The sequence below is a fragment of the Pseudomonas sp. R9.37 genome, from assembly GCF_963878885.1.
Classification (GTDB): Bacteria; Pseudomonadota; Gammaproteobacteria; order Pseudomonadales; family Pseudomonadaceae; genus Aquipseudomonas.
In genome coordinates this window covers 600,936-624,839 of sequence record NZ_CAWNZA010000032.1, presented here as the reverse complement: position 1 = coordinate 624,839, position 23,904 = coordinate 600,936, and the positions used below count along the sequence as shown (strand labels likewise).

General features: G+C 61.3%; 23 protein-coding genes. 20 read left to right on the top strand and 3 right to left on the bottom strand.

All coding sequences use genetic code 11. The features are described from left to right. The first annotated feature begins 107 nt into the window (after positions 1–107). From AACU78_RS18715 to AACU78_RS18645, 15 genes are all read left to right on the top strand, one after another. Positions 108–1,730, top strand: a complete 1,623-nt coding sequence (locus tag AACU78_RS18715; protein ID WP_106577214.1) for a methyl-accepting chemotaxis protein — start codon at positions 108–110, stop codon at positions 1,728–1,730. Continuing rightward, positions 1,730–2,242 carry a chemotaxis protein CheW gene (locus AACU78_RS18710; RefSeq protein ID WP_106577213.1) on the top strand — a complete coding sequence of 171 codons (513 nt, stop codon included), beginning with the start codon at positions 1,730–1,732 and terminating at the stop codon, positions 2,240–2,242. Before AACU78_RS18715 ends, AACU78_RS18710 begins: the two co-directional genes overlap by 1 nt. Then, complete coding sequence (locus tag AACU78_RS18705; RefSeq protein WP_106577212.1) at positions 2,239–3,498, top strand: CheR family methyltransferase; 1,260 nt, start codon at positions 2,239–2,241, stop codon at positions 3,496–3,498. Before AACU78_RS18710 ends, AACU78_RS18705 begins: the two co-directional genes overlap by 4 nt. Beyond that, positions 3,495–4,196, top strand: a complete 702-nt coding sequence (locus tag AACU78_RS18700) for a chemotaxis protein CheW (protein WP_106577211.1) — start codon at positions 3,495–3,497, stop codon at positions 4,194–4,196. The genes AACU78_RS18705 and AACU78_RS18700 overlap by 4 nt, the downstream gene beginning before the upstream one ends. After that, the gene (locus AACU78_RS18695) at positions 4,193–6,472 is read left to right on the top strand and encodes a hybrid sensor histidine kinase/response regulator (protein WP_106577210.1); all 2,280 of its coding nucleotides are present in this window, start codon (positions 4,193–4,195) and stop codon (positions 6,470–6,472) included. The genes AACU78_RS18700 and AACU78_RS18695 overlap by 4 nt, the downstream gene beginning before the upstream one ends. Continuing rightward, positions 6,469–7,479 (top strand): chemotaxis response regulator protein-glutamate methylesterase, encoded by a 1,011-nt coding sequence (locus AACU78_RS18690; protein ID WP_106577209.1) that lies wholly within the window; start codon positions 6,469–6,471, stop codon positions 7,477–7,479. Before AACU78_RS18695 ends, AACU78_RS18690 begins: the two co-directional genes overlap by 4 nt. A gap of 51 nt (positions 7,480–7,530) precedes the next feature. Further along, entirely contained in the window at positions 7,531–8,532 is a 1,002-nt protein-coding gene (locus AACU78_RS18685; RefSeq protein ID WP_106577208.1) for a response regulator, read from the top strand. 236 nt (positions 8,533–8,768) lie between these two features. Further along, a protein-coding gene (gene prfB / locus AACU78_RS18680; protein ID WP_096236834.1) for a peptide chain release factor 2 occupies positions 8,769–9,864 on the top strand; the annotation gives its coding sequence in 2 pieces (ribosomal slippage) (positions 8,769–8,840 and positions 8,842–9,864; 1,095 coding nt in all). Positions 9,865–9,959: 95 nt separating this feature from the next. Continuing rightward, positions 9,960–11,462 (top strand): lysine--tRNA ligase, encoded by a 1,503-nt coding sequence (gene lysS / locus AACU78_RS18675; protein WP_106577207.1) that lies wholly within the window; start codon positions 9,960–9,962, stop codon positions 11,460–11,462. Between the two features lie 152 nt (positions 11,463–11,614). Then, positions 11,615–12,331 carry a TetR/AcrR family transcriptional regulator gene (locus tag AACU78_RS18670; protein WP_106577206.1) on the top strand — a complete coding sequence of 239 codons (717 nt, stop codon included), beginning with the start codon at positions 11,615–11,617 and terminating at the stop codon, positions 12,329–12,331. Between the two features lie 128 nt (positions 12,332–12,459). After that, positions 12,460–13,020: a hypothetical protein gene (locus AACU78_RS18665; protein WP_106577205.1), complete on the top strand. Its 561-nt coding sequence runs from the start codon at positions 12,460–12,462 to the stop codon at positions 13,018–13,020. Between the two features lie 21 nt (positions 13,021–13,041). After that, positions 13,042–14,319 (top strand): flavohemoglobin expression-modulating QEGLA motif protein, encoded by a 1,278-nt coding sequence (locus AACU78_RS18660; RefSeq protein ID WP_106577204.1) that lies wholly within the window; start codon positions 13,042–13,044, stop codon positions 14,317–14,319. Positions 14,320–14,431: 112 nt separating this feature from the next. Next, on the top strand, positions 14,432–15,337 hold the full coding sequence (locus AACU78_RS18655; protein ID WP_106577203.1) for an alpha/beta hydrolase: 906 nt from the start codon (positions 14,432–14,434) through the stop codon (positions 15,335–15,337). Further along, entirely contained in the window at positions 15,334–15,660 is a 327-nt protein-coding gene (locus tag AACU78_RS18650) for a hypothetical protein (protein ID WP_106577202.1), read from the top strand. Before AACU78_RS18655 ends, AACU78_RS18650 begins: the two co-directional genes overlap by 4 nt. A gap of 125 nt (positions 15,661–15,785) precedes the next feature. Next, the gene (locus AACU78_RS18645; protein ID WP_106577201.1) at positions 15,786–16,079 is read left to right on the top strand and encodes a hypothetical protein; all 294 of its coding nucleotides are present in this window, start codon (positions 15,786–15,788) and stop codon (positions 16,077–16,079) included. Positions 16,080–16,129: 50 nt separating this feature from the next. On the opposite strand, the gene AACU78_RS18640 is transcribed toward AACU78_RS18645, so the two are convergent. From AACU78_RS18640 to AACU78_RS18630, 3 genes are all read right to left on the bottom strand, one after another. Further along, positions 16,130–16,915 carry an OmpA family protein gene (locus tag AACU78_RS18640; RefSeq protein WP_106577200.1) on the bottom strand — a complete coding sequence of 262 codons (786 nt, stop codon included), beginning with the start codon at positions 16,913–16,915 and terminating at the stop codon, positions 16,130–16,132. A 54-nt stretch (positions 16,916–16,969) separates the two neighbouring features. Further along, complete coding sequence (locus tag AACU78_RS18635; RefSeq protein WP_106577199.1) at positions 16,970–17,395, bottom strand: DUF4398 domain-containing protein; 426 nt, start codon at positions 17,393–17,395, stop codon at positions 16,970–16,972. A 283-nt stretch (positions 17,396–17,678) separates the two neighbouring features. Next, positions 17,679–18,023: a pilin assembly protein gene (locus AACU78_RS18630; protein ID WP_106577198.1), complete on the bottom strand. Its 345-nt coding sequence runs from the start codon at positions 18,021–18,023 to the stop codon at positions 17,679–17,681. A gap of 184 nt (positions 18,024–18,207) precedes the next feature. Between AACU78_RS18630 and ppc the strand changes: the two genes are divergently transcribed. From ppc to AACU78_RS18605, 5 genes are all read left to right on the top strand, one after another. Continuing rightward, entirely contained in the window at positions 18,208–20,853 is a 2,646-nt protein-coding gene (ppc, locus tag AACU78_RS18625; RefSeq protein WP_106577197.1) for a phosphoenolpyruvate carboxylase, read from the top strand. A gap of 280 nt (positions 20,854–21,133) precedes the next feature. Then, positions 21,134–21,781 carry an adenylate kinase gene (gene adk / locus AACU78_RS18620; protein ID WP_106577196.1) on the top strand — a complete coding sequence of 216 codons (648 nt, stop codon included), beginning with the start codon at positions 21,134–21,136 and terminating at the stop codon, positions 21,779–21,781. Between the two features lie 90 nt (positions 21,782–21,871). Further along, positions 21,872–22,558 carry a tRNA (adenosine(37)-N6)-threonylcarbamoyltransferase complex dimerization subunit type 1 TsaB gene (tsaB, locus tag AACU78_RS18615; RefSeq protein ID WP_106577195.1) on the top strand — a complete coding sequence of 229 codons (687 nt, stop codon included), beginning with the start codon at positions 21,872–21,874 and terminating at the stop codon, positions 22,556–22,558. Between the two features lie 160 nt (positions 22,559–22,718). Continuing rightward, on the top strand, positions 22,719–23,033 hold the full coding sequence (locus AACU78_RS18610; protein WP_106577194.1) for a hypothetical protein: 315 nt from the start codon (positions 22,719–22,721) through the stop codon (positions 23,031–23,033). Beyond that, positions 23,033–23,893, top strand: a complete 861-nt coding sequence (locus AACU78_RS18605) for a DUF72 domain-containing protein (RefSeq protein WP_106577193.1) — start codon at positions 23,033–23,035, stop codon at positions 23,891–23,893. Before AACU78_RS18610 ends, AACU78_RS18605 begins: the two co-directional genes overlap by 1 nt. The last annotated feature ends 11 nt before the right edge of the window (positions 23,894–23,904 follow it).

The window sequence follows — 23,904 nt, the reverse complement described above, 5'->3', positions numbered from 1 at the left end:
CCACATTTATTCGCATTCTGTGCACGCTCCATCAAAACCCATTGATAAATGAGGGCAAAGGCTCAGCTATACTCCCCTCCATTTGAATGGCCCTTCGAGGAATTACTGTGAAGAACTGGACCTTGCGCCAACGGATTTTGGCGAGCTTTGCGGTCATTATCGCGATCATGCTGTTGATGGTTGTGGTCTCTTATTCACGGTTGCTGAAGATTGAGGTCAGCGAGACGGCTGTCCGCGATGACGCGGTGCCGGGGGTTTATCTCAGCTCGATGATCCGCAGTGCCTGGGTCGACAGCTACCTGCAAACCCTGGAATTGCTCGGTCTGCGTGACGACAAGGGCATGACCGACGCCGACAGGGCTGACTTCAAGTCATTTGAAGGGCGCATCCAGGCGCAGATGGCCAACTACCAGCAAACCATCAACGGCCGCGATGACCAGGCCGAGTTCGACAAATTCGAAGCCTTGCACCAGGCCTATAACAAGAGCCTGGCCACAGTGCTCGACGCCCTGCAGCGCAATGACCTGGTTGCTGCACGCAAGGAATTCAACGCCAACCTGACGCCCGCCTGGACGGCAGGGCGCATGAAGCTCAACGACATCATCACCGAAAACAAAAGCGTCGCCGACCGTGCAACCACCGCCATCGATGAGGCGGTATCCGCCGCCAAGGTCAGCATGTTCGTGTCGCTGGTGCTGGCCATCCTCGCCGCCGGCCTGTGCGGTTTGCTCCTGATGCGCGCGATCATGGCGCCGATGCAGCGCATCGTCTCGATCCTCGGCACCATGCGCGATGGCGATTTGAGCAAGCGCCTGAATCTGGAGCGCAAAGACGAATTCGGCGCCGTCGAAACCGGCTTCAACGACATGATGACCGAGCTGACGGCCCTGGTGTCCCAGGCCCAGCGCTCATCGGTGCAGGTGACCACCTCGGTCACCGAGATTGCCGCCACCTCCAAGCAGCAACAGGCCACCGCCACCGAAACCGCGGCAACGACCACCGAGATCGGCGCAACGTCGCGGGAGATAGCCGCCACGTCCAAAGACCTGGTGCGTACCATGACCGAAGTGTCCACCGCCGCCGACCAGGCCTCGGTCGCCGCCGGTTCCGGCCAGCAGGGCCTGGCGCGCATGGAAGAAACCATGCACTCGGTGATGGGCGCCGCCGACCTGGTCAATGCCAAATTGGCGATCCTCAATGAGAAAGCCGGCAACATCAACCAAGTGGTGGTGACCATCGTCAAGGTCGCCGACCAGACCAACCTGTTGTCGCTCAACGCCGCCATCGAGGCCGAGAAGGCCGGTGAATATGGCCGCGGTTTCGCCGTGGTCGCCACCGAAGTGCGGCGCCTGGCCGACCAGACCGCCGTGGCCACCTACGACATCGAGCAGATGGTGCGCGAGATTCAGTCGGCGGTGTCGGCCGGTGTGATGGGCATGGACAAGTTCTCCGAGGAAGTGCGCCGCGGCATGTTCGAAGTGCAGCAAGTGGGCGAGCAACTGTCGCAGATCATTCATCAGGTGCAGGCGTTGGCGCCACGCGTGTTGATGGTCAACGAGGGCATGCAGGCCCAGGCCACCGGTGCCGAGCAGATCAACCACGCGCTGGTGCAATTGGGCGATGCCAGCAGCCAGACCGTCGAATCCCTGCGCCAGGCCAGCTTTGCCATTGATGAATTGAGCCAGGTTGCGGTCGGTCTGCGCAGCGGCGTGTCGCGTTTCAAAGTCTGATGAGCGACCTCGCGGCTAAACGCGGCGCCGTCCCGGCAGCGAAAAAGGCGTTGTTTCTGGTGTTTCACATCGGCGGCGAACGTTATGCCCTCAAAGCCACGGAAGTGGCCGAGGTGCTGCCGCGCCTGCCGCTCAAACCCATCGCGCATGCGCCGGTCTGGGTGGCGGGGATTTTTGCCCACCGTGGCGCGCTGGTGCCGGTGATCGACCTGTGTGCGCTGACCTTCGGCACGCCGGCCCAAGCCCGCACCAGTACGCGGTTGGTGCTGGTCAACTACCAGCCGCAACCGTGGATTGAAGCGCGCTGGCTGGGGCTGATCCTGGAACAGGCCACCGACACCCTGCGCTGCGGCCTCGGGGAGTTCAAGCCCTATGGCCTGGACAATCGCGAGGCACCCTACCTGGGGCTGGTGCGTGAGGATGCCTTGGGCTTGATGCAATGGATTGGTGTCAACGAACTGCTCACCGAGCCCGTGCGCACTTTGCTGTTTTCTGCCGAGCTGAGTCTATGAGCAACGACCCGCGCTTCTTTGCCTTCTTGAAGGAACGCATCGGCCTGGACGTCGCGTCAGTGGGCGAGGCAATCATCGAGCGCGCGGTGCGCCAGCGCAGCCAGGCTGTGCTGGCGCAGACGCCGGAGGCTTACTGGAGGCATCTGCAGAGCTCGCATGATGAGCAGCAAGCGCTGATCGAAGCCGTGATCGTGCCCGAGACCTGGTTTTTCCGTTACCCCGAGTCGTTTGCCACCCTGGCGCGGCTGGCCAAGGCACGTCTGGCCGAGATCAAGCAGATGCGCGCGCTGCGTATTCTGAGCTTGCCGTGTTCCACCGGCGAGGAGCCGTATTCGATTGCCATGGCCCTGCTCGATGCGGGCCTGGCGCCGCATCAGTTCAAGGTGTTGGGCCTGGATGTCAGCCCGCTGTCGGTGGAGCGCGCCAAGCGTGGCGTGTATGGCAAGAATTCGTTTCGCGGCAGCGACATCGAGTTTCGCGAGCGCCATTTCACCGAAGAGGCCGACGGCTTCCACATCGCCGACCGGGTGCGCGAACAAGTGCGCGTGCAAGTCGGCAACCTGCTCGATCCGGGCCTGCTGGCCAATGAGCCGAGCTACGACTTCGTGTTTTGCCGCAACTTGCTGATCTACTTTGACCAGCCGACCCAAAAGCAAGTCTTTGATGTGCTCAAGGGCCTGACCCACTTGGACGGCGTGCTGTTTATCGGCCCGGCCGAAGGCAGCCTGTTGGGCCGCCATGGCATGCGCTCGATTGGCGTACCGCAATCTTTTGCCTTCAGTCGGCACTTCGAGCCGGTCAAGCCTGAGCCGGTGTTTGTGCCCGTGCCTGCGCCGGTTCCACAACGCAGTGCCGCACCGATTCCGGTCAAGCCACGGCCGTTCAGCACGGTCAGCGCACAGGGGCTGCCGGTCAAGGCGCCGCACACGGATGCCGGCGACTTGCTCAGCCGTATCGCCACGCTGGCCAATGAAGGCAAAAGCGCCGAAGCCCGCGCCGCCTGCGAGCAGTATTTGAGTAACCATCCGCCGGCCGCCCAGGTGTTTTATTGGCTGGGGTTGCTCAGCGATGTGGCCGGCAGCGCCCTGGAAGCCCAGGGCTATTATCGAAAAGCGTTGTACCTGGAGCCGCAGCACCCGCAGGCCTTGATGCACCTGGCGGCGTTGCTCGAGTCTCAGGGCGACAGTGCGGGGGCGCGCCGTTTGCAGGCGCGGGCCGGGCGTAGCGAGCGAGCTGACAGTGAGTCCAAACGATGAGTAGCACCGACGCGCTCAACACCGCGGGCCTGGACCTGACCCTGGCCGACACCCAAGCCATTGACGACTGCTGGAACCGCATCGGCATCCATGGCGACAAGTCCTGCCCGCTGCTGGCGGAGCATATTCACTGCCGCAACTGCTCGGTGTATTCCGCCGCCGCCACCCGTTTGCTTGACCGTTATGCCTTGCAGCAGGGCGATGAGCGCGCCTATGCCGTGGCCGAACTCGACGAAGACATCGTTACCCGTTCCCTGTTGATGTTCCGTCTGGGCGAGGAATGGCTGGGCATCGCCACCCGGTGCCTGGTCGAAGTGGCGCCGCTGCAACCGATTCATTCGCTGCCGCACCAGCGTTCCCGGGCGCTGCTCGGCGTGGCCAATGTGCGTGGCGCCTTGGTGGCGTGCCTGTCGTTGGTGGAGCTGCTGGGGTTGGATGCGACCAGCAACGGGGCCAGCGGCGGGCGCATCATGCCGCGCATGTTGATCATCGCCGCGCAGGACGGCCCGGTCGTGGTGCCGGTCGATGAAGTCGACGGCATCCACGCCATCGATGAGCGCACCTTGAAGGCCGCATCGGCCTCTGGCACCCAGGCCAGTGCGCGCTTCACCCAGGGCGTGTTGCAGTGGAAAGGCCGCAGCCTGCGTTGGCTGGACGAGGCGCAATTGTTGTCCGCCGTGACCCGGAGCCTCACATGACCCCCGACCAGATGCGCGATGCCTCGCTGCTGGAGCTGTTCAGCCTGGAAGCCGATGCGCAAACCCAGGTGCTGAGCGCCGGTCTGCTGGCGCTTGAGCGCAACCCGACCCAGGCCGACCAGCTGGAGGCGTGCATGCGCGCCGCGCATTCGCTCAAGGGCGCGGCGCGGATTGTCGGCGTGGACGCTGGGGTCAGCGTGGCCCACGTCATGGAGGATTGCCTGGTCAGCGCCCAGGAAAGCCGCCTGTACTTGCAACCCGAACATATCGACGCGCTGCTGCAAGGCACCGACCTGCTGATGCGCATCGCCACGCCCGGCAACGACGTTGGCCCGGCGGACATCGAGGCTTATGTGGCGTTGATGGAGCGCTTGCTCGATCCGTCGCAGCCGACCGCCAGCATCGCGCCACCGCCGCCTGCGCAATCTGCACCGGCGCCGATTATCGAAGAGCTGCCGCTGGAACCCGAGCCTGCGCCGCCCGTAACCAGCGAGCCGCCACGCCAGAACAAACGCATGACCGAAGGCGGCGAGCGTGTGCTGCGGGTCACCGCCGAGCGCTTGAACAGCCTGCTCGACCTGTCGAGTAAATCCCTGGTGGAAACCCAGCGGCTAAAGCCTTACCTGGCGAGCATGCAGCGCCTCAAACGCATTCAAAGCAACAGCGCCCGCGCCCTGGACACGTTGGACGGCCAGCTCAAGGCCCTGGATTTGAACCTCGAAGCCCAGGAAGCGCTGGCCGACACCCGGCGCCTGTTGAGCGAAGCCCAAGCCTTGCTGGCGGAAAAAACCGCCGAGCTGGACGAGTTCGGCTGGCAGGCCGGGCAGCGTGCCCAAGTGCTTTACGACACTGCACTGGCCTGCCGCATGCGCCCGTTTGCCGATGTACTGGCCGGGCAGGTGCGTATGGTCCGCGACCTGGGCCGTAGCCTTGGCAAGCAAGTGCGCCTGGAAATCGAAGGCGAAAAAACCCAGGTTGACCGCGACGTGCTGGAAAAGCTCGAAGCACCGCTCACGCACCTGTTACGCAATGCCGTCGACCACGGTATCGAAATGCCCGAGCAGCGCATGCTGGCCGGTAAACCGGCCGAAGGCCTGATCCGCCTGCGCGCCTCGCACCAGGCAGGTTTGCTGGTGCTGGAGTTGAGCGACGACGGCAACGGCGTCGACCTTGAGCGCCTGCGCGGCACCATCGTCGACCGGCACCTGTCGCCACTGGAAACCGCTCAGTGCCTGAGTGAAGAAGAACTGCTGACGTTTCTGTTCCTGCCCGGGTTCAGCCTGCGTGACAAGGTCACCGAAGTGTCCGGGCGCGGCGTCGGCCTGGATGCGGTGCAGCATATGGTGCGCCAACTGCGCGGCGCGGTGGTGCTGGAGCAGACGGCGGGGCGCGGCAGCCGCTTCCACCTTGAGGTGCCGCTGACCCTGTCGGTGGTGCGTAGCCTGGTGGTGGAAGTCGGCGAGGAAGCCTATGCGTTCCCGCTGGCGCACATCGAACGCATGTGCGACCTGGCCCCCGATGACATCGTGCAACTGGAAGGCCGCCAGCATTTCTGGCACGAGGGCCGCCACGTCGGCCTGGTCGCCGCCAGCCAGTTGCTGCAGCGCCCGCCGGGGCAGAGCAACGAGGAGACGCTCAAGGTCGTGGTGATCCGCGAGCGCGATGCGGTGTATGGCATCGCGGTGGAGCGCTTTATCGGCGAGCGCACACTGGTGGTGTTGCCGCTGGATGATCGCCTCGGCAAGGTTCAGGATATTTCAGCCGGTGCCTTGCTGGACGACGGCTCGGTGGTGTTGATCGTTGACGTTGAAGACATGCTGCGTTCGGTGGACAAGTTGCTCAATACCGGCCGGCTGGAACGCATCGCCCGGCGTAGCCAGCAGGCTACCGAGGCGCCGCGTAAACGCGTGCTGGTGGTGGACGACTCGCTCACCGTGCGTGAACTGCAACGCAAATTGTTACTTAATCGCGGTTATGAAGTGGCTGTCGCGGTCGATGGCATGGATGGCTGGAACGCGTTGCGTTCCGAAGACTTCGACCTGCTCATCACTGACATTGATATGCCTCGCATGGATGGTATTGAATTGGTCACACTCTTGCGCCGTGACAGTCGCCTGCAATCGTTGCCGGTGATGGTGGTGTCGTACAAGGATCGCGAAGAAGACCGGCGTCGTGGACTGGATGCCGGCGCCGACTATTATCTAGCTAAAGCCAGTTTCCATGACGATGCCTTGCTGGACGCCGTGATGGAACTGATCGGAGGCGCCCGGGCATGAGGATTGCGATCGTCAATGACATGCCCATGGCAGTAGAGGCCTTGCGCCGCGCCTTGAGTTTCGAACCCGCGCACCAAGTGGTGTGGGTCGCCAGCAACGGGCTGGAAGCCGTGCAGCACTGCGCCGAGGTGATCCCGGACCTGATCCTGATGGACCTGATCATGCCGGTGATGGATGGCGTGGAGGCCACTCGGCGGATCATGGCCGAGACCCCGTGCCCGATCGTGATCGTCACCGTGGACCGCCAGGCCAATGTCAGCCGCGTGTTCGAAGCCATGGGCCATGGCGCCCTGGATGTGGTGGATACGCCGGCGCTGGGCGTTGGCAACGCCAAGGATGCGGCGGCGCCGTTGCTGCGCAAAATCCTCAACATTGGCTGGCTGGTCGGCCAGCGCGGCAGCCGGGTGCGCACCGAAACGGCGCCCCAGCGCGGCACCGGCAAACGTCAAAGCCTGGTGGCGATTGGTTCGTCGGCAGGCGGGCCGGCTGCCCTGGAAATCCTGCTCAAGGGTTTGCCACGCGACTTTTCTGCGGCCATCGTGCTGGTGCAGCATGTGGACCAGGTGTTTGCCGCCGGCATGGCCGAGTGGCTGAGCAGCGCGTCCGGCCTGCCGGTGCGCCTGGCGCGTGAGGGCGAGCCGCCACAAAGCGGTGTGGTCCTGCTGGCCGGCACCAACCACCACATTCGCCTGTTGAAAAACGGCACGCTAGCCTATACCGCAGAGCCGGTTAACGAGATTTACCGGCCTTCCATCGACGTGTTTTTTGAAAGCGTCGCCAGCCATTGGAACGGCGACGCCGTCGGCGTATTGCTGACCGGCATGGGGCGCGACGGCGCCCAGGGGCTCAAATTGCTGCGTGAACAAGGATATTTGACCATCGCCCAGGATCAACAGAGTTCGGCGGTGTATGGCATGCCCAAAGCGGCGGCGGCCATTGATGCCGCTGTTGAAATTCGCCCACTGGACAGAATTGCGCCCCGATTGCTGGAGGTCTTTGCAAAATGATCAAACCCTCCGCGGTGCCGGCTTGCAGGAAAGTAATTCAGGTGACTGCACATGAATGATTTACAGATCGACGACATCAAGACCGACGAAAATGCCGCCATGGTGTTGCTGGTCGACGACCAGGCCATGATCGGCGAAGCGGTGCGGCGTGGCCTGGCCCATGAGGAAAACATCGACTTCCACTTTTGCGCCGACCCGCATCAGGCGATTGCCCAGGCGATTCGCATCAAGCCCACGGTGATCCTGCAGGATCTGGTCATGCCCGGTCTCGACGGCCTGACGCTGGTGCGTGAATACCGCAACCACCCGGCCACCGCGAATATCCCGATCATCGTGCTGTCGACCAAGGAAGATCCGCTGATCAAGAGCGCGGCCTTCTCGGCCGGGGCCAACGACTATTTGGTCAAGCTGCCGGACAACATCGAACTGGTGGCGCGCATTCGCTATCACTCGCGCTCGTACATGACGCTGCTGCAGCGGGATGCGGCGTATCGGGCGCTGCGGGTGAGCCAGCAGCAGTTGCTGGACACCAACCTGGTGCTGCAACGGTTGATGAACTCCGACGGCCTTACCGGGCTGTCCAATCGCCGGCACTTCGATGAGTACCTTGAGCTGGAATGGCGTCGCGCCATGCGTGACCAGACTCAGTTGTCGTTGTTGATGATCGATGTGGATTTCTTCAAGACCTACAACGACAGCTTTGGCCATGTCGAAGGTGACGAAGCGTTGCGCAAAGTCGCTGCGACGATCCGCGAAGCCAGCAGTCGTCCTTCCGATCTGCCGGCACGTTATGGCGGTGAGGAGTTTGCGCTGGTGTTGCCGAACACCTCGCCGGGCGGCGCACGTCTGGTGGCAGAAAAGCTGCGCATGGCCGTGGCGGCGCTGAAAATCCCGCACATTGCTCCGGCCGAAGGCGCGAGCCTGACCATCAGCATCGGCCTGTCGACCCTGACGCCGGTGCAGGGCACGGATTGCCGACAGCTGATCATGGCGGCGGATAAAGGCCTGTATACGGCCAAGCATAATGGGCGCAATCAGGTGGGTATCGAGTGACCTGAGGTCGTGCCCCATTCAATGTGAGAGGGGGCTTGCCCCCGATAGCGGCGGGTCAGTCACAACATCATTGAGTGACCGGCTGCCATCGGGGGCAAGCTCCCTTCCATATTTGGAACTTCATGGGGCTTGGATTGTGTACAAATCCGGCCTTTTCGCCAAGCGGGCTGCCGTTTCCGCTGGTTTGTCGTTATACTCGTCGGCTTTCAAAAGTTCGCCAACGAGTGCTGCCCGCCATGGAAATCAACCCGATCCTTAACACCATCAAGGACCTGTCCGAGCGCTCCGAAACTATTCGGGGGTATCTTTGACTACGATCAAAAGCATGAGCGTCTGACCGAAGTCAATCGCGAGCTTGAAGATCCGGCTGTCTGGAACAAACCTGAATACGCCCAGGAACTGGGCCGCGAGCGCGCTGCGCTGGCACAGATCGTCGACACGCTCGACGAACTGAACACCGGTCTGGGCGATTGCCGCGACCTGCTGGACATGGCCGTCGAAGAAAACGACGAAGGCGCAGTGGGCGATGTCGTCGCCGAGCTGGCCCGTCTCGAGGAAAACCTCGCCAAGCTTGAATTCCGGCGCATGTTCAGCCACGAAATGGACCCGAACAACGCCTACCTGGACATCCAGGCCGGTTCCGGCGGCACCGAAGCCCAGGACTGGGCCAACATCCTGTTGCGCATGTACCTGCGCTGGGCTGACAAACGCGGTTTCGACGCGACCATCATGGAGCTGTCGGCCGGTGAAGTTGCTGGCATCAAAGGTGCGACCGTGCACATCAAGGGTGAATACGCCTTTGGCTGGCTGCGCACCGAGATCGGCGTGCACCGCCTGGTGCGCAAGAGCCCGTTCGACTCCGGCAACCGTCGTCACACCTCGTTCTCTGCGGTGTTTGTCTCGCCAGAGATCGACGACAAGGTCGAAATCGAGATCAACCCGGCCGACCTGCGCATCGACACCTATCGCTCCTCCGGTGCCGGTGGTCAGCACGTAAACACCACCGACTCGGCCGTACGTATTACCCACGTACCGACCAATACCGTGGTCAGCTGCCAGAACGAACGTTCCCAGCACGCGAACAAGGACACCGCCATGAAAATGCTGCGGGCCAAGTTGTACGAGCAGGAAATGCAGAAGCGCAACGCCGCTTCCCAGGCGCTGGAAGACACCAAGTCGGATATCGGCTGGGGTCACCAGATCCGTTCGTATGTGCTCGATGCTTCGCGGATCAAGGATCTGCGCACTAACATCGAACGCAGTGACTGCGACAAGGTGCTCGACGGCGACATTGACGAATACCTGGAAGCCAGCCTGAAATCGGGCCTGTAAAAAGACTGTAGGAGCCGGCGGGACGCCCAGTCCTTGCCCGGCGATCCCCAGCCGAAGGTTGGGGAAAACGTACCTGTGATGGAATTTCAAAAGACATGAGCGACCAACAACTCGACCCGCAAGCCCTGCAACAGGAAGAAAACTCCCTGATCGCCCTGCGCAAGGAAAAGCTTGCTGCCGAGCGCGCCAAAGGCAATGCCTTCCCGAACGACTTCCGCCGCGACAACTACTGCGATGCCTTGCAGAAGCAATACGCGGACAAGACCAAGGAAGAGCTGGCAGAGGCTGCAATCCCGGTCAAGGTGGCAGGTCGCATCATGCTCAACCGTGGCTCGTTCATGGTGATCCAGGACATGACCGGGCGCATCCAGGTCTACGTCAACCGTAAAACCCTGCCGGAAGAAACCCTGGCCTCGGTGAAAACCTGGGACATGGGCGACATCATTGCCGCCGAAGGCACCCTGGCCCGTTCCGGCAAGGGCGACCTGTACGTTGAAATGACCAGCGTGCGCCTGCTGACCAAATCCCTGCGCCCGCTGCCGGACAAGCACCACGGCCTGACCGACACCGAACAGCGCTACCGCCAGCGCTACGTTGACCTTATCGTCAACGAAGACGTGCGCCAGACTTTCCGCGTGCGTTCGCAGGTGATTGCGCACATCCGCAGCTTCCTGATGAAGCGCGACTTCCTGGAAGTGGAAACGCCGATGTTGCAAACCATCCCCGGTGGTGCCGCAGCCAAGCCGTTCGAAACCCACCACAACGCGCTGGACATGGAAATGTTCCTGCGCATTGCGCCTGAGCTGTACCTCAAGCGGCTTGTTGTTGGCGGCTTCGAAAAAGTCTTCGAGATCAACCGCAACTTCCGTAACGAAGGCGTCTCGACCCGTCACAACCCTGAATTCACCATGTTGGAGTTCTACCAGGCGTACGCCGACTACGAAGACAACATGGACCTGACCGAAGAGTTGTTCCGCGAGTTGGCGCAGCTGGTTCTGGGCAGTACCGACGTGCCGTACGGCGACAAGGTGTTCCACTTCGGTGAGCCATTCGTGCGCCTGTCGGTGTTCGATTCGATCCTCAAGTACAACCCTGAGTTGACCGCTGACGACCTGACCGACATCGACAAGGCCCGCGCCATCGCCAAGAAAGCCGGCGCCAAGGTGTTGGGTTTTGAAGGCCAGGGCAAACTGCAGGTGATGATTTTCGAAGAACTGGTGGAGCACAAGCTGGAACAGCCGCACTTCATTACCCAGTACCCGTTCGAAGTGTCGCCGCTGGCCCGTCGCAACGACGACAACCCGAACGTCACCGACCGTTTCGAGCTGTTCATTGGCGGGCGCGAAATCGCCAACGCCTACTCCGAGCTTAACGACGCGGAAGACCAGGCCGAGCGTTTCATGGCCCAGGTGGCCGACAAGGACGCTGGCGACGACGAGGCGATGCACTACGACGCCGACTTCGTCCGCGCCCTGGAATACGGCATGCCGCCAACCGCCGGTGAAGGTATCGGCATCGACCGGTTGGTGATGTTGTTGACCAACTCGCCGTCGATCCGCGATGTGATCTTGTTCCCGCACATGCGGCCACAAGCGTAACCGTAGCGAAATCCGAAGCCGCCTTTTATAAGGCGGCTTTTTTGTGTGGCACATTCAGCCGTCAAGAGAACGGCGCCAGGTGATCGTTCCCATGCTCTGCGTGGGAATGCAGCCCGTGACGCAGCGCGTCACCTTTTAAAGGAAGATCTGTCGTGAACCGCGTAATGGCTCAAGAAGGTGCCGCCGGCATTGCTGCTGCCGTGGCTGAAAGCGTTCAGTATCAGGGCCGCAAGGCCAGCCGGCGGGGCAGCGAGCAGCGCAGGCAGGATATTCTCGATGCGGCCATGCGCATCGTTGTGCGCGATGGTGTACGAGGCGTACGCCATCGCGCCGTGGCGGCAGAGGCCGGTGTGCCGTTGTCGGCCACCACCTACTATTTCAAGGACATCGATGACCTGCTCACCGATACCTTCGCCCAATACGTGGAACGCAGCGCCGCTTTCATGGGCAAGCTGTGGGTGCGCAACGAAGGCCTGCTGCGCGAGATGGTCGCCTATGGCGATGGCAGCCCGCAGTCGCGCTCGCAATTGGCCGATGACATTGCGCGGCTCACCGCCGACTACGTGATGCGCCAACTGACCAACCGCCGCGAACACCTGATGGCCGAGCAGGCCTTTCGCCAGGAAGCCTTGCTCAACCCGCGGCTGGCGCAACTGGTGCGGTCTCATCAGCAGATTCTGTTGCAGGGCACCGGGCAGTTTTTCCAGGTATTGGGTTCCCGCGAGCCGCAACAGGATGCCAAAGTGTTGACGGCGATAATCGGTCGGATGGAATATCAGGGCCTGCTTGGCGGGCCAGAGCCTCTCACCGCTGACGAGATGCTTGAAATCCTCAAGCGTTACATGCATTTGGTGTTGGCCTCGGTCTAGCACACCCTGTGCGCTATCCGCTTTATGTGGGCGCCGGCTTGCCTGCGACAGCATCGCCTTGGATGACCTGATGCACCGAGGCGCCTGTATCGCAGGCAAGCCAGCGCCCACACTTGATGGAGTACGCAATGAAAGCCTGGCATGTCGCGCTAATCGCTTTGTCGTTCCTGTTGCTCAGCGGTTGCCTGGTGACCTTCAAGGACCCGCTGCCAGCCCGTGAAGCCGCGCCGGCTGCCTTGCTCGGCCATTGGTCGAGCAAAAATGCCTGGGGCGAGCCGCTTAACCTGCAGATCACTCGGGTTGGTGAGCACCGCTACAAAGCCGTGAGCTACCCTAAAGCCAAGCCGGCCCAGCGCGATGAGTACCTGTTTACCGTGGCGCGCCATGGCAACCGCTGGTATTTGTCGGCGCCCTTGCCGGGCAAACTGGGTGGACATTTCATCCTCGCCGGCTTTGACTTTGAAAGTGAGGGCGACAAAAAGCCTGAGTTGGTGGTCTACAACCTCGACCTTGAGCAGATCCACCAAGCCATCGGCCAAAACGTGTTGCACGGCAGCACCGTCGACACGGTCGAAGGCGCCGGCGTGCTGGTGGACAGCTCCATGGACCAGGTGTTTGCCTACCTGGATGACCCGGCCAATGCCGATGTGTTCGTTGAAGCCGTACGCTACCAGCGCGCGGGCAAATAACGTTTAAAGAGGAAGCACCGGGTGGACGATTACCAGCAGACGATACGCACCTTGTCTGATCGCATTGTGCTGGCGCAAACACCGATTCGCGTCCTCGACGCCGTGAAGTGGGACGAGAACATTCGCCAGGGTTTCCTCAAGGCCAAGGGCAAGGCGATGCCGGCCGTGGACCGCGATTACTACCTGAACCGGCCACTGTCGTTCGATTCCAGCGCAGTCAAGCTGGAGTTCCAGAACATCGAGCGCGACATCACCCGTCGCCTCGGCCAATTCAGTCCGGTGGGGCAGATCATGCGGCGCATGTGCCGTGAATACCGCATGGTGGTGCGCATGCTCGAGGCGCGCGGCACCGAGGATTTCGGCCTGATCTCTCAGGAGCTGTATGGCGCCGCCTCCGATGCGTTTCATGCCGGCGACCCGACCCTGGCTGACCTGGGCTTGATGCTGTCTGACTACCTGAACAACATCGACGGCCGTGGCGACCTCAAGGACGAAGCCAAGACCCTCACCGCCAAGGATGCAGTGGCGTTGCTGCAAACCCGCCTGAACAAGGTGTTTGGCGAAGCGGAGGAAACCATCCGCGTGTTTGAGTCCGACGGGATTGTCGCGGACGCGGCGGCTGGCGCCGACTACATCAAGATCCGCGCCGATGCGATGTTCAACGACCGCGACGTGCGCGCCCTGGAAGTGCATGAAGGCCTGGTGCACGTCGGCACCACGCTCAACGGCCAGAACCAGCCGATCTGCACCTTCCTGTCCAAGGGCCCGCCGTCGTCCACCGTGACCCAGGAAGGCCTGGCGATTCTGATGGAGATCATCACCTTCGCCTCATACCCGAGCCGCTTGCGCAAGTTGACCAACCGCACCCGTGCCATCCATATGGTCGAGGAGGGCGCCGACTTCCTGCAGGTGTTCGAATTCTTCCGTGAGCAAGGCTTTGAGATGGCCGAAAGCTACGGCAATGCCAGCCGGGTTTTCCGCGGCTCGACGCCGACCGGTCTGCCGTTCACCAAGGATTTGTCCTACCTCAAGGGCTTTATCATGGTCTACAACTACATCCAGCTGGCCGTGCGCAAAGGCAAGCTGGAACAAGTGCCGCTGCTGTTCTGCGGCAAGACCACGCTGGAAGACATGCGCACCCTGCGCCAGTTGGTCGATGAAGGCCTGGTGGTGCCGCCCAAGTACCTGCCCGAGCAGTTTCGCGACATGAACGCGCTGGCGGCGTGGATGTGCTTCTCCAACTTCCTCAATCACTTGAGCCTGGACCGGATCGAGGCCGATTACTCGAATATCCTGTAGGCGATAGTCCTGAAAAAACGGATCAAAAGGTGGGAGCAGGCAAGCCAGCTCCCACCTCTGATCCCTATTGATCTCAAGATTGATTTCCAACCCACTTGCGAGGCTTCAACGGATGAGAATCCTCGGCATTCTTTGCCTGCTACTCACATTGAACGGCTGCAGCTCGCTGCTGTTCTACCCCGAACCCGGCCTGCCGTTCACGCCGGAAAAAGCCCATCTGCAGTACCGCGATGTCACCCTGACCACCGCCGACGGGGTAAAACTTCACGCCTGGTGGCTGCCAGCCAAATCCGGCGTGCCAGTCAAAGGCACGGTGCTGCACTTGCACGGCAACGGCGGCAACCTGGCGTGGCACCTCGGGGGCAGTTGGTGGCTGCCGGAGCAGGGCTATCAAGTGCTGCTGCTGGACTACCGCGGGTACGGTTTGTCGGAAGGCAAGCCGTCGTTGCCGGCGATCTACCAGGACATTGATGCGGCGTTCAACTGGATCGACAAGGCGCCTGAAACCCAGGGGCGGCCGTTGATTGTGTTGGGCCAAAGCCTGGGTGGCGCACTCGCCGTGCATTACCTGGCGGCGCACCCGGAGCGCCAGCCGCAGCTCAAGGCGCTGGTATTGGACGGTGTGCCCGCCAGTTATCGTGACGTAGGACAATTCGCCCTGAGTACGTCCTGGATAACATGGCCGTTTCAAGTGCCCCTGTCGTGGCTGGTGCCCGACGCTGACAGTGCGATCAACGCCATGCCGCAACTGACCGGCGTGCCCAAGTTGCTGTTCCATAGCCTGGATGATCCGATCGTGCCGATGGCCAATGGCATTCGTCTGTATCAGGCCGCGCCGCCGCCCAGGGTGTTGCAGTTGACGCGTGGCGGCCATGTCCAGACATTTGCCGATAAGACCTGGCAAACCGTGATGCTGCGTTATCTGGACGACCCGCAGCACTTCAACGGCCTGCGCCGCCTGGGGGAAATCCCCAATTACCCGAACCCTAACGTTGATAGGTCAGAGAGCCCGCAATGAGCGAAGAACGCAACATGATCCCGCTAATCCTCACCGGCGTCGGCACCATCATCGGCACCGTCGGTTGCCTGTGGTACTACGGCTACCTGCACTTCGCCAAGCCGGAAGATGCGTTGCTGCTCAGCGACTTCACCCTGCTCAAGACGGTGCCGGGCGAGGATTACAAAATCTCCCTCACGCCGGCTGCGCAAGTGGCGCAGTGCGTCGACGGTGTGTTGGTGATGTTTGATACCGAACAAAAAGGCTTGAGCGGCGTGCTGGTGAACAACAAGAAGCAGGCCGTGCGCTGCATGGGCCAGGAGACGCCGCAACTGCAGGAGTGACCTGCACTTCATTCCCGCCACATGATCACGGAAATATCTGGAACCGTATCGCGTAAGAAGCCACTGAATGACGTGTCAGTGTTGCTGATAGTTAATTTGCGTATATCGAATCCGGGAGAGTGATCATGGTTGGTGGAATTGGCGCGATCAGTAAGATGTTGGAAATGGCCCAGGGCGCAGCAAAGCTGGGGCAGGGCGGTGAAGACGGCGCCCAGGGCGGGCAGGACGCCCAGAAGCAAGAGAAACAAGACCCGATGAAGATGCTCATGGACATGCTGTCGAAGGCCGCGGGTGGGGCTCAGGGCAGTGGCGCCGAGGACCAGAAGGGTCCGCAGGAGCTGGAGAAACTGATGGCGGGTCGACAAGGCATGGAGGCCATGATGCCCGCCGATGACAGCAGCCGTAAAATCGAAGTCTGAGGCATAAAAAAACCCACCGAAAGGTGGGTTTTTTTTACTGCTTCAATCGATCAATTAGCGACGGACGAACGTGGCTTGACCGGTTGGTTATCGTTGGAGATGGTCACTTCAACGCGACGGTTCATGGCACGGCCCGATGCGCTGCCGTTGTCGGCAACCGGGTATTCCTTGCCGTAACCCTGGGTCACGATGCGCGAGATATCCACGCCTTGTTGAGCCAGTGCGCGCTGCACGGAAGCGGCACGACGCTCGGACAGGCTCTGGTTGTACGAGTCGGAGCCGGTGCTGTCGGTGTAGCCTTCGACGATCACTTTACGGTCCGGGTTGTCGCGCAGGAACTGCGCTAGCTTGGTGATGTTGACCAGGCCGCTGGATTTGAGGTCGGACTTGTTGGTGGCGAACAGCACGTCACCGAACGTCACCAGGGTGCCGCGATCAGTTTGCTTGGCGTTCAAGCTGTCTTGCAGTTGCTTGATCTGGGCGTCACGAGCTTGCAGCAGGGCGCGAGCACGTTCGTCACCAGCGTTTTTCAGCTTGGCTTCGGATTCACGCAGCACGATGGTGTCTTTGGCCACTTCAACGCGCTGGTTGGTCAGGTAGGCCAGTTGGTCGACCTTCTTCTCGTCTTCCTTGTCGCGGTAGGCCTTGTCAGCCTTGTCCAGCCAGTCGCTGGCGTCCTTGGTTTCCAGCGCCGCAAGCTTGGTGGCTTGTGGGTTGGTCTGCAGGGCCGAGAAATTGGTCCGTGCGTTTTCCAGGTTCGCGTTCGGCGGGGTGGAGCAGGCCGCCAGGGCAACGCTCATCGCCAGCAGGGCAGGGATCATCAATTGTTTACGCATAGTCGTGTCGTCCTTTCAATTCGATTTCGGGTGCAATGCAATCAGGGCGTTGGCTTATTGCTGTTGGATAACAGCTGGGCGCATGCCTTCCTGACGCAGCTCCTGAACAGCCTTCTGGGAGTCCTTCACAGCCTGTTGGGCTTTGGCGGCCTGGGCTTTGCGCTCTGCAACGCGAGCGTCCCACTCGGCTTGTTCGGCCAGCTGACGAGCCTTGTCGTAGTTCTTGTCATGCATGGCGATTTCGGCTTCTTTGAGCTTGTCCTGAGCCGACTTCATTTCCACGGCTGCGTACTCGGTGCCGCCGGCGCTCACAGCGCTGTTGACCGCAGATTGGGTCACGGCATATTGCTCAGTCGGTGGGTTGCCGGCGCAGCCCGCCAGAAGGAAGCTGGTGCCGATTGCCAGCGCGGCCAATTTAAGCCCGCGCAGGTGGTTAAACGAGGTTTTGGCAGTGCTGGTCTTCATCGTCTTCAACTCCATTGGGTAACTCCTGAAAAACATCAAAATCCATGGCACCGGTCAGCGGTTCGGGTCTCGGCGGTTAAGCTCGAAACACGCTTTCAAACGGCCGTTCCAAGTGATGGCTTACTGGCTGTGACCGGAGGCTTTTTTCAAAAGTTCAGAGAAGATGGCGAATTGCCTAAAAAAATATCTGACTGAATGGTCAGCGTTTAAAAGTTGGAACTTTTGCAACGCGCAGAGGTACTCCGAGCCCGTGAAAGGCCCGGAATACTTGGGTTAAATCAGATTTTGCAGCGGTGTATCAGTGCTTTTGTTCGTCAGCACTGTCTGACAAATCATGCAGATAGCGCCGGGACAACGTGAGAAAGCGTGGCGTCGGGCCAACGTCTTCGTACAGAGGGTCACCCTCTTCGTCGGTGGCAATCACGTGCTGGCCCTTGACGTAGGGAAAGCTCGCTTCCAGCTCTTCAAGGGCGGCACCGATCAGCTCGCCGAGCAGTTCTTCGGTGTGGCGCTTGGGGTACATTTCGGCAATGGCGGCCAGCCGTGCAGCAGACTCCACATCCAGATGAATCGCATATTCGGTCTTGGTCAAGCGACCCGTGGCGTTCTCTTCCCAATGCTGGGCCAGTTCTCGAATCTTCATGGCAACCTCAATGAGCCCGCAGTAGCAGGCGGTGATGAGTGTCCGGCCGCCAGCGCGGATAACGCGGCGACTCACTGTTGAGACTAGCTGCAACTCACAAGGTTTAAAGTGTCTTGTCAGAAACCGACGCGGGCGGCACTCTGGAACACCTGCGCGTCCCGGATTTCTGGCTGGAGATTGGCTGATGAGTGATATCGATGCACGCTTGCGTGAGGATGTTCACCTGCTGGGTGAGCTGTTGGGCAACACCATTCGAGAGCAGTACGGCGACGACTTTCTCGACAAGATCGAGCAGATCCGCAAAGGCGCCAAGGCTGACCGCAGTGGAGCCGTCGCCGAGCAAGCCGCCGGCGAGGAACTGAGCGCCAGCTTGAACCAATTGCAGGAAAACGAACTGCTGCCCGTGGCGCGGGCCTTCAACCAGTTCCTCAACCTGGCCAACATTGCCGAGCAATACCAACTGATCCACCGGCGCGATGAGTCGCAACCGGCACCGTTCGAATCCCGTGTGTTGCCCGAGTTGCTGGCCCGCCTGCAAAGCGAAGGTCACAGCAATGAGTCGCTGGCCCGCCAGTTGGCGCGGCTGGAGATTGAACTGGTCCTCACCGCCCACCCGACCGAAGTGGCGCGGCGCACCCTTATTCAGAAATACGATGCGATTGCCGCGCAACTGGCGCTGCAGGACCACCGCGACCTCACCAGTGCCGAGCGCGACCAGATCCGTGAACGCCTGCAACGACTGATCGCCGAAGCCTGGCACACCGAAGAAATCCGTCGCGTACGGCCCACCCCGGTGGACGAAGCAAAATGGGGCTTTGCGGTGATCGAGCATTCGCTGTGGCACGCCATCCCCAACTACTTGCGCAAAGCCGACCATGCCTTGCACGCCGCCACCGGCCTGCACCTGCCGCTGGAGGCAGCGCCGATTCGGTTTGCTTCGTGGATGGGCGGCGACCGTGACGGCAACCCGAATGTCACCGCGCCGGTGACCCGTGAAGTGCTGTTGCTGGCGCGCTGGATGGCGGCGGACCTGTACCTGCGCGACATCGATCACCTGGCGTCCGAGCTGTCGATGCAACAGGCCAGCCCGGCGCTGCAGGCCAAGGTGGGCGACAGCGTCGAGCCTTATCGCGCTTTGCTCAAGCAACTGCGCGAACGTCTGCGCGCCACGCGCCAATGGGCGCACACCTCGCTGACCGCCAACACCCCGGCGCCGGCCGAAGTGTTGCAGAACAACCGTGACCTGCTGGACCCGCTGGAGTTGTGTTATCAGTCGCTGCACGAGTGCGGCATGGGCGTGATCGCCGATGGCCCGTTGCTCGACTGCCTGCGCCGTGCGGTAACCTTTGGCCTGTTTTTGGTACGCCTGGACGTGCGCCAGGATTCCAGCCGGCATTCGTCGGCCATGACCGAAATCACCGATTACCTGGGCCTGGGTCGTTATGAAGACTGGGACGAAGAGGCGCGCATCAGTTTCCTGACCCAGGAGCTGACCAATCGCCGACCGCTGCTGCCGGGCTACTTCAAACCGTCGGCGGACACGGCCGAGGTGTTGAACACCTGCAAGGAAATCGCCGCCGCGCCGGCTGCGTCGCTGGGCTCGTATGTCATCTCGATGGCAGGCGCCGCCTCCGATGTGCTGGCGGTGCAGCTGCTGCTTAAAGAGTCGGGCGTGCAGCGGCCGATGCGAGTGGTGCCGCTGTTCGAAACCCTGGCCGACCTGGATAACGCCGGGCCGGTGATGGAAACCCTGCTGCAATTGCCGGGCTATCGCGCGCGGTTGCAAGGCCCGCAGGAAGTCATGATTGGCTACTCGGACTCCGCCAAGGATGCCGGCACCACTGCCGCCGCCTGGGCACAGTACCGGGCACAGGAACGTTTGGTGGATATCTGCCGCGAACAACAGGTGGAGTTGCTGTTGTTCCACGGTCGCGGCGGCACCGTCGGCCGTGGCGGCGGCCCGGCGCATGCGGCGATTCTGTCGCAGCCGCCGGGCTCGGTGGCGGGGCGTTTCCGTACCACCGAGCAAGGCGAAATGATCCGCTTCAAGTTCGGCTTGCCGGACATCGCTGAGCAGAACCTCAACCTCTACCTGGCCGCCGTATTGGAAGCCACGCTGTTGCCACCGCCACCACCGGAGCCTGCCTGGCGCCATTTGATGGATGAATTGGCGGCAGACGGTGTCAGCGCCTACCGCGCCGTGGTGCGGGAAAATCCGCAGTTCGTCGAGTACTTTCGCCAGTCCACGCCAGAGCAGGAGCTTGGCCGCTTGCCGCTCGGCAGTCGCCCGGCCAAGCGCCGCGCGGGCGGGATCGAAAGCCTGCGGGCCATTCCATGGATCTTCGGCTGGACCCAAACCCGCCTCATGCTGCCTGCGTGGCTCGGTTGGGAAGCAGCACTGAGCAAGGCCCTGGAGCGTGGTGAAGGCGAGTTGCTGGGGCAGATGCGCGAGCAATGGCCGTTCTTCCGCACGCGCATCGACATGCTGGAGATGGTGCTGGCCAAGGCCGATGCCGATATTGCCCGCCTGTATGACGAGCGTCTGGTGCAACCGGACCTGCTGCCGTTGGGTGCGCACTTACGCGACCTATTGTCGCAGGCGTGCAGCGTGGTGCTTGGCCTGACTGGCCAGTCGCAACTGCTGGCCCATAGCCCGGACACACTTGAGTTCATCCGTCTGCGCAACACCTACCTCGACCCGTTGCACTTGTTGCAGGCCGAGTTGCTGGCGCGCTCGCGTGAGCAGGAGGCCGCACAGGACAGCCCTCTGGAACAGGCGCTGCTGGTGTCTGTGGCCGGTATTGCCGCCGGTTTGCGCAACACCGGTTAAGGTTTTATGCGTGTTCTCAATGGCTTGCAGATAAACCATGACGACCGCCCCGAAAAGGGCGGTCGGCGTTTGCGGGGCAAGGTTGCACTCAGGCACACCCGACCTGTGACGCATGCCGGGCGTGGGTTCCTGCGACTTTCGGCGGCTTGTATGGATAGAGCCCGCTGTGTATCTTGATCAGCCTTTGGCCGTTTCATCGGCCTAGACCCATATTTTTACGAGATTGGCCCCACGCGGCGAATCCGAGCGTCATCTCTATAAAAAATTGAGGAGCACATCGATGCGCGTCATTCTGCTGGGAGCTCCCGGGGCCGGTAAAGGTACTCAGGCAAAGTTCATCACTGAAAAATTCGGCATTCCACAAATCTCCACCGGCGACATGCTGCGCGCGGCCGTCAAGGCCGGCACCGAGCTGGGCCTGATCGCAAAAAGCGTGATGGACAGCGGCGGCCTGGTATCCGATGACCTGATCATCAACCTGGTCAAGGAACGCATCAGCCAGGAAGACTGCAAGAACGGCTTCCTGTTCGACGGTTTCCCACGCACCATTCCCCAGGCCGAAGCCTTGGTGAAAGCCGGCGTAGAGCTGGATGCCGTGGTTGAAATCGCAGTTGAAGACGAAGAAATCGTCCAGCGCATCGCTGGCCGTCGTGTTCACGAAGCCTCGGGCCGCGTTTACCACATCGTCTACAACCCGCCTAAAGTGGCTGGCAAGGACGATGTCACCGGCGATGACCTGGTGCAGCGTAAAGACGACACTGAAGAAACCGTGCGTCATCGCCTGTCGGTCTACCATTCGCAGACCAAGCCGCTGGTGGATTTCTACCAGAAGTTGTCTGCCGCCCACGGCAAGCCGAAGTACAGCCATATCCCTGGCGTCGGCTCCGTAGAAGCCATCACCGCCAAGGTGCTGCAAGCGTTGAGCTGATCCATCGATCGGCTTCACTGACAACGGCCCGCTTGCGGGCCGTTGTTGTTTATACTGGCGCACTTTTTTTCGACTTGGACACCTACACCCATGAGCACCCTGCTGGCCCTGGACACCGCGACTGAAGCTTGCTCCGTTGCCTTGCTGCACGATGGCAAGGTAACGAGCCACTACGAGGTGATCCCGCGCCTGCATGCGCAGAAGCTGTTGCCGATGATCAAGCAGCTGCTTGAGGACGCGGGCACCACGCTCTCTGCCGTCGATGCCATTGCCTTTGGCCGTGGCCCGGGTGCGTTCACCGGTGTGCGGATTGCCATCGGCGTGGTCCAGGGCCTGGCCTTTGCATTGGAGCGTCCGGTATTGCCGGTCTCCAACCTGGCAGTACTGGCCCAGCGCGCCTTGCGTGAACATGGCGCGTCGCAAGTCGCCGCGGCCATCGACGCACGCATGGACGAAGTCTATTGGGGCTGCTACCGCGAGCACGCTGGTGAAATGCGCCTGGTGGGCGTGGAAGCGGTGCAATCGCCGCAGTCCTCTGTGTTGCCGGCCGATGCCAGTGGTGACTGGTTCGGTGCCGGCACTGGCTGGGGTTATGGCGAGCGCATTGGCGTGAAACTGGCGGGCCAGGACGCTGGGATGTTGCCTCATGCCCAGGACTTGCTGACGCTGGCACGCTTCGCTTTCGAGCGTGGCGAAGCGATTCCGGCTGATCAGGCGGCGCCGGTCTACCTGCGCGATAAGGTCGCGCAGACCAAGGCTGAACGCGGGATTATTTGACGTCAAAAATGATGGAGATGTGGGGCAAATTTCGCCAATCGTCAGAATTTGCCCGCGTTTTTAAACCTTTTACAAATTATGTGTTCTAGTTATCACCAGAGCATTTGCGCACCACGGAAAGTGCCGCTAAATTGCCATCATTGATACCGAGTCTGCATGTATGCGTATAGACGGCTTCTCCTCACAGTCCTACCCCCTCAAACGTAAGCCGCGCAAGGCGAACGTGACGGTAGACGATTCCGTCGAGGATTCGCCGGACTTCATCGAGGTCCAATCCGAGTCGCATGCCAGTTCTCATTCCAGCGCCCAAGGTTCAGCCGGCGCGCGTATCAGCGGTCTTCCCGCGCGTCAGCAAGACATGGTCTTCCCTCGCTCCATGAGCAAAAGCGTTGCTACCGCCCTGGCCAGCTACCTGACCACTGCCGGCTTTGTCGAATGGGATATGGAAGTGCTGGGTCTCGACATCCATATCTGATGCGTCTGCCTTACTTTATCGGTTGCCCGTCCTGGAGTGAAAACGCCTGGCGCGAGTACCTGTACCCAGCCGACGCACGCGCCAGCGACTACCTTTCGCTGTATACCCAAGTCTTCAACGCCGTTGAAGGCAACACCACGTTTTATGCCCGACCCTCGGCCGCCACCGTGCAGCGCTGGGCTGAAATCATGCCCGCGGATTTTCGCTTCACCGCCAAATTCCCCGGCGATATCAGCCACAGTGGCGATCTGCTTGAACAGTTGCCGGCAGCGCAAAGTTTTGTCGGCTTGATGAGCCCATTGGGTGAGCGTGTTGCGCCGCTGTGGTTGCAACTGCCGGCGAGCTTTTCGCCACAACGCCTCGGTGAGCTGGCCGGTTTTATTGATGGACTGGAACGCCCGCTGGCGGTGGAAGTGCGCCATCAGGCGTTCTTCGCCAAGGGCGATGACGAGCGCAGCCTCAACCGTCTGCTGCGTGACCGTGGCGTCGAGCGGATCTGCCTCGACCCGCGTGCTTTGTTCAGTTGCACCTCTACCTCAGCCGCCGTGCTGCACGCCCAGTCGAAGAAACCCAAGGTGCCGCCGCGCCCGGCGGCGCTGACGCTGTTTCCCCAAGTACGCTTCATTGGTCATCCGGAGCTGGAAGCCAACGACCCGTTCCTGGTGCCGTGGGTGGAAAAAGTCGCCGCGTGGATCGAGGAAGGGCGCACGCCGTATGTGTTTCTGCATACCTCGGATAACCGCCTCGCCGCGCAACTGGCGCTGCGTTTTCATCAACAGCTGATGGTGCGTTTGCCGGGCCTGCCGCCGCTGCCGACCTTGCATCGAGAACCCGCAGCGGAGCAACTGGGGTTACTCTAAGGCTCCTTTTT

What these genes read in the sequence shown, in the direction of transcription:
- AACU78_RS18710 (WP_106577213.1), top strand. Translation starts at nt 1,730, where the DNA reads ATGAGCGACCTCGCGGCTAAACGCGGCGCCGTCCCGGCAGCGAAAAAG.
- AACU78_RS18705 (WP_106577212.1), top strand. Translation starts at nt 2,239, where the DNA reads ATGAGCAACGACCCGCGCTTCTTTGCCTTCTTGAAGGAACGCATCGGC.
- AACU78_RS18700 (WP_106577211.1), top strand. Translation starts at nt 3,495, where the DNA reads ATGAGTAGCACCGACGCGCTCAACACCGCGGGCCTGGACCTGACCCTG.
- AACU78_RS18695 (WP_106577210.1), top strand. Translation starts at nt 4,193, where the DNA reads ATGACCCCCGACCAGATGCGCGATGCCTCGCTGCTGGAGCTGTTCAGC.
- AACU78_RS18690 (WP_106577209.1), top strand. Translation starts at nt 6,469, where the DNA reads ATGAGGATTGCGATCGTCAATGACATGCCCATGGCAGTAGAGGCCTTG.
- AACU78_RS18685 (WP_106577208.1), top strand. Translation starts at nt 7,531, where the DNA reads ATGAATGATTTACAGATCGACGACATCAAGACCGACGAAAATGCCGCC.
- lysS (WP_106577207.1), top strand. Translation starts at nt 9,960, where the DNA reads ATGAGCGACCAACAACTCGACCCGCAAGCCCTGCAACAGGAAGAAAAC.
- AACU78_RS18665 (WP_106577205.1), top strand. Translation starts at nt 12,460, where the DNA reads ATGAAAGCCTGGCATGTCGCGCTAATCGCTTTGTCGTTCCTGTTGCTC.
- AACU78_RS18655 (WP_106577203.1), top strand. Translation starts at nt 14,432, where the DNA reads ATGAGAATCCTCGGCATTCTTTGCCTGCTACTCACATTGAACGGCTGC.
- AACU78_RS18650 (WP_106577202.1), top strand. Translation starts at nt 15,334, where the DNA reads ATGAGCGAAGAACGCAACATGATCCCGCTAATCCTCACCGGCGTCGGC.
- AACU78_RS18645 (WP_106577201.1), top strand. Translation starts at nt 15,786, where the DNA reads ATGGTTGGTGGAATTGGCGCGATCAGTAAGATGTTGGAAATGGCCCAG.
- AACU78_RS18640 (WP_106577200.1), bottom strand. Translation starts at nt 16,915, where the DNA reads ATGCGTAAACAATTGATGATCCCTGCCCTGCTGGCGATGAGCGTTGCC.
- AACU78_RS18635 (WP_106577199.1), bottom strand. Translation starts at nt 17,395, where the DNA reads ATGGAGTTGAAGACGATGAAGACCAGCACTGCCAAAACCTCGTTTAAC.
- AACU78_RS18630 (WP_106577198.1), bottom strand. Translation starts at nt 18,023, where the DNA reads ATGAAGATTCGAGAACTGGCCCAGCATTGGGAAGAGAACGCCACGGGT.
- ppc (WP_106577197.1), top strand. Translation starts at nt 18,208, where the DNA reads ATGAGTGATATCGATGCACGCTTGCGTGAGGATGTTCACCTGCTGGGT.
- adk (WP_106577196.1), top strand. Translation starts at nt 21,134, where the DNA reads ATGCGCGTCATTCTGCTGGGAGCTCCCGGGGCCGGTAAAGGTACTCAG.
- tsaB (WP_106577195.1), top strand. Translation starts at nt 21,872, where the DNA reads ATGAGCACCCTGCTGGCCCTGGACACCGCGACTGAAGCTTGCTCCGTT.
- AACU78_RS18610 (WP_106577194.1), top strand. Translation starts at nt 22,719, where the DNA reads ATGCGTATAGACGGCTTCTCCTCACAGTCCTACCCCCTCAAACGTAAG.
- AACU78_RS18605 (WP_106577193.1), top strand. Translation starts at nt 23,033, where the DNA reads ATGCGTCTGCCTTACTTTATCGGTTGCCCGTCCTGGAGTGAAAACGCC.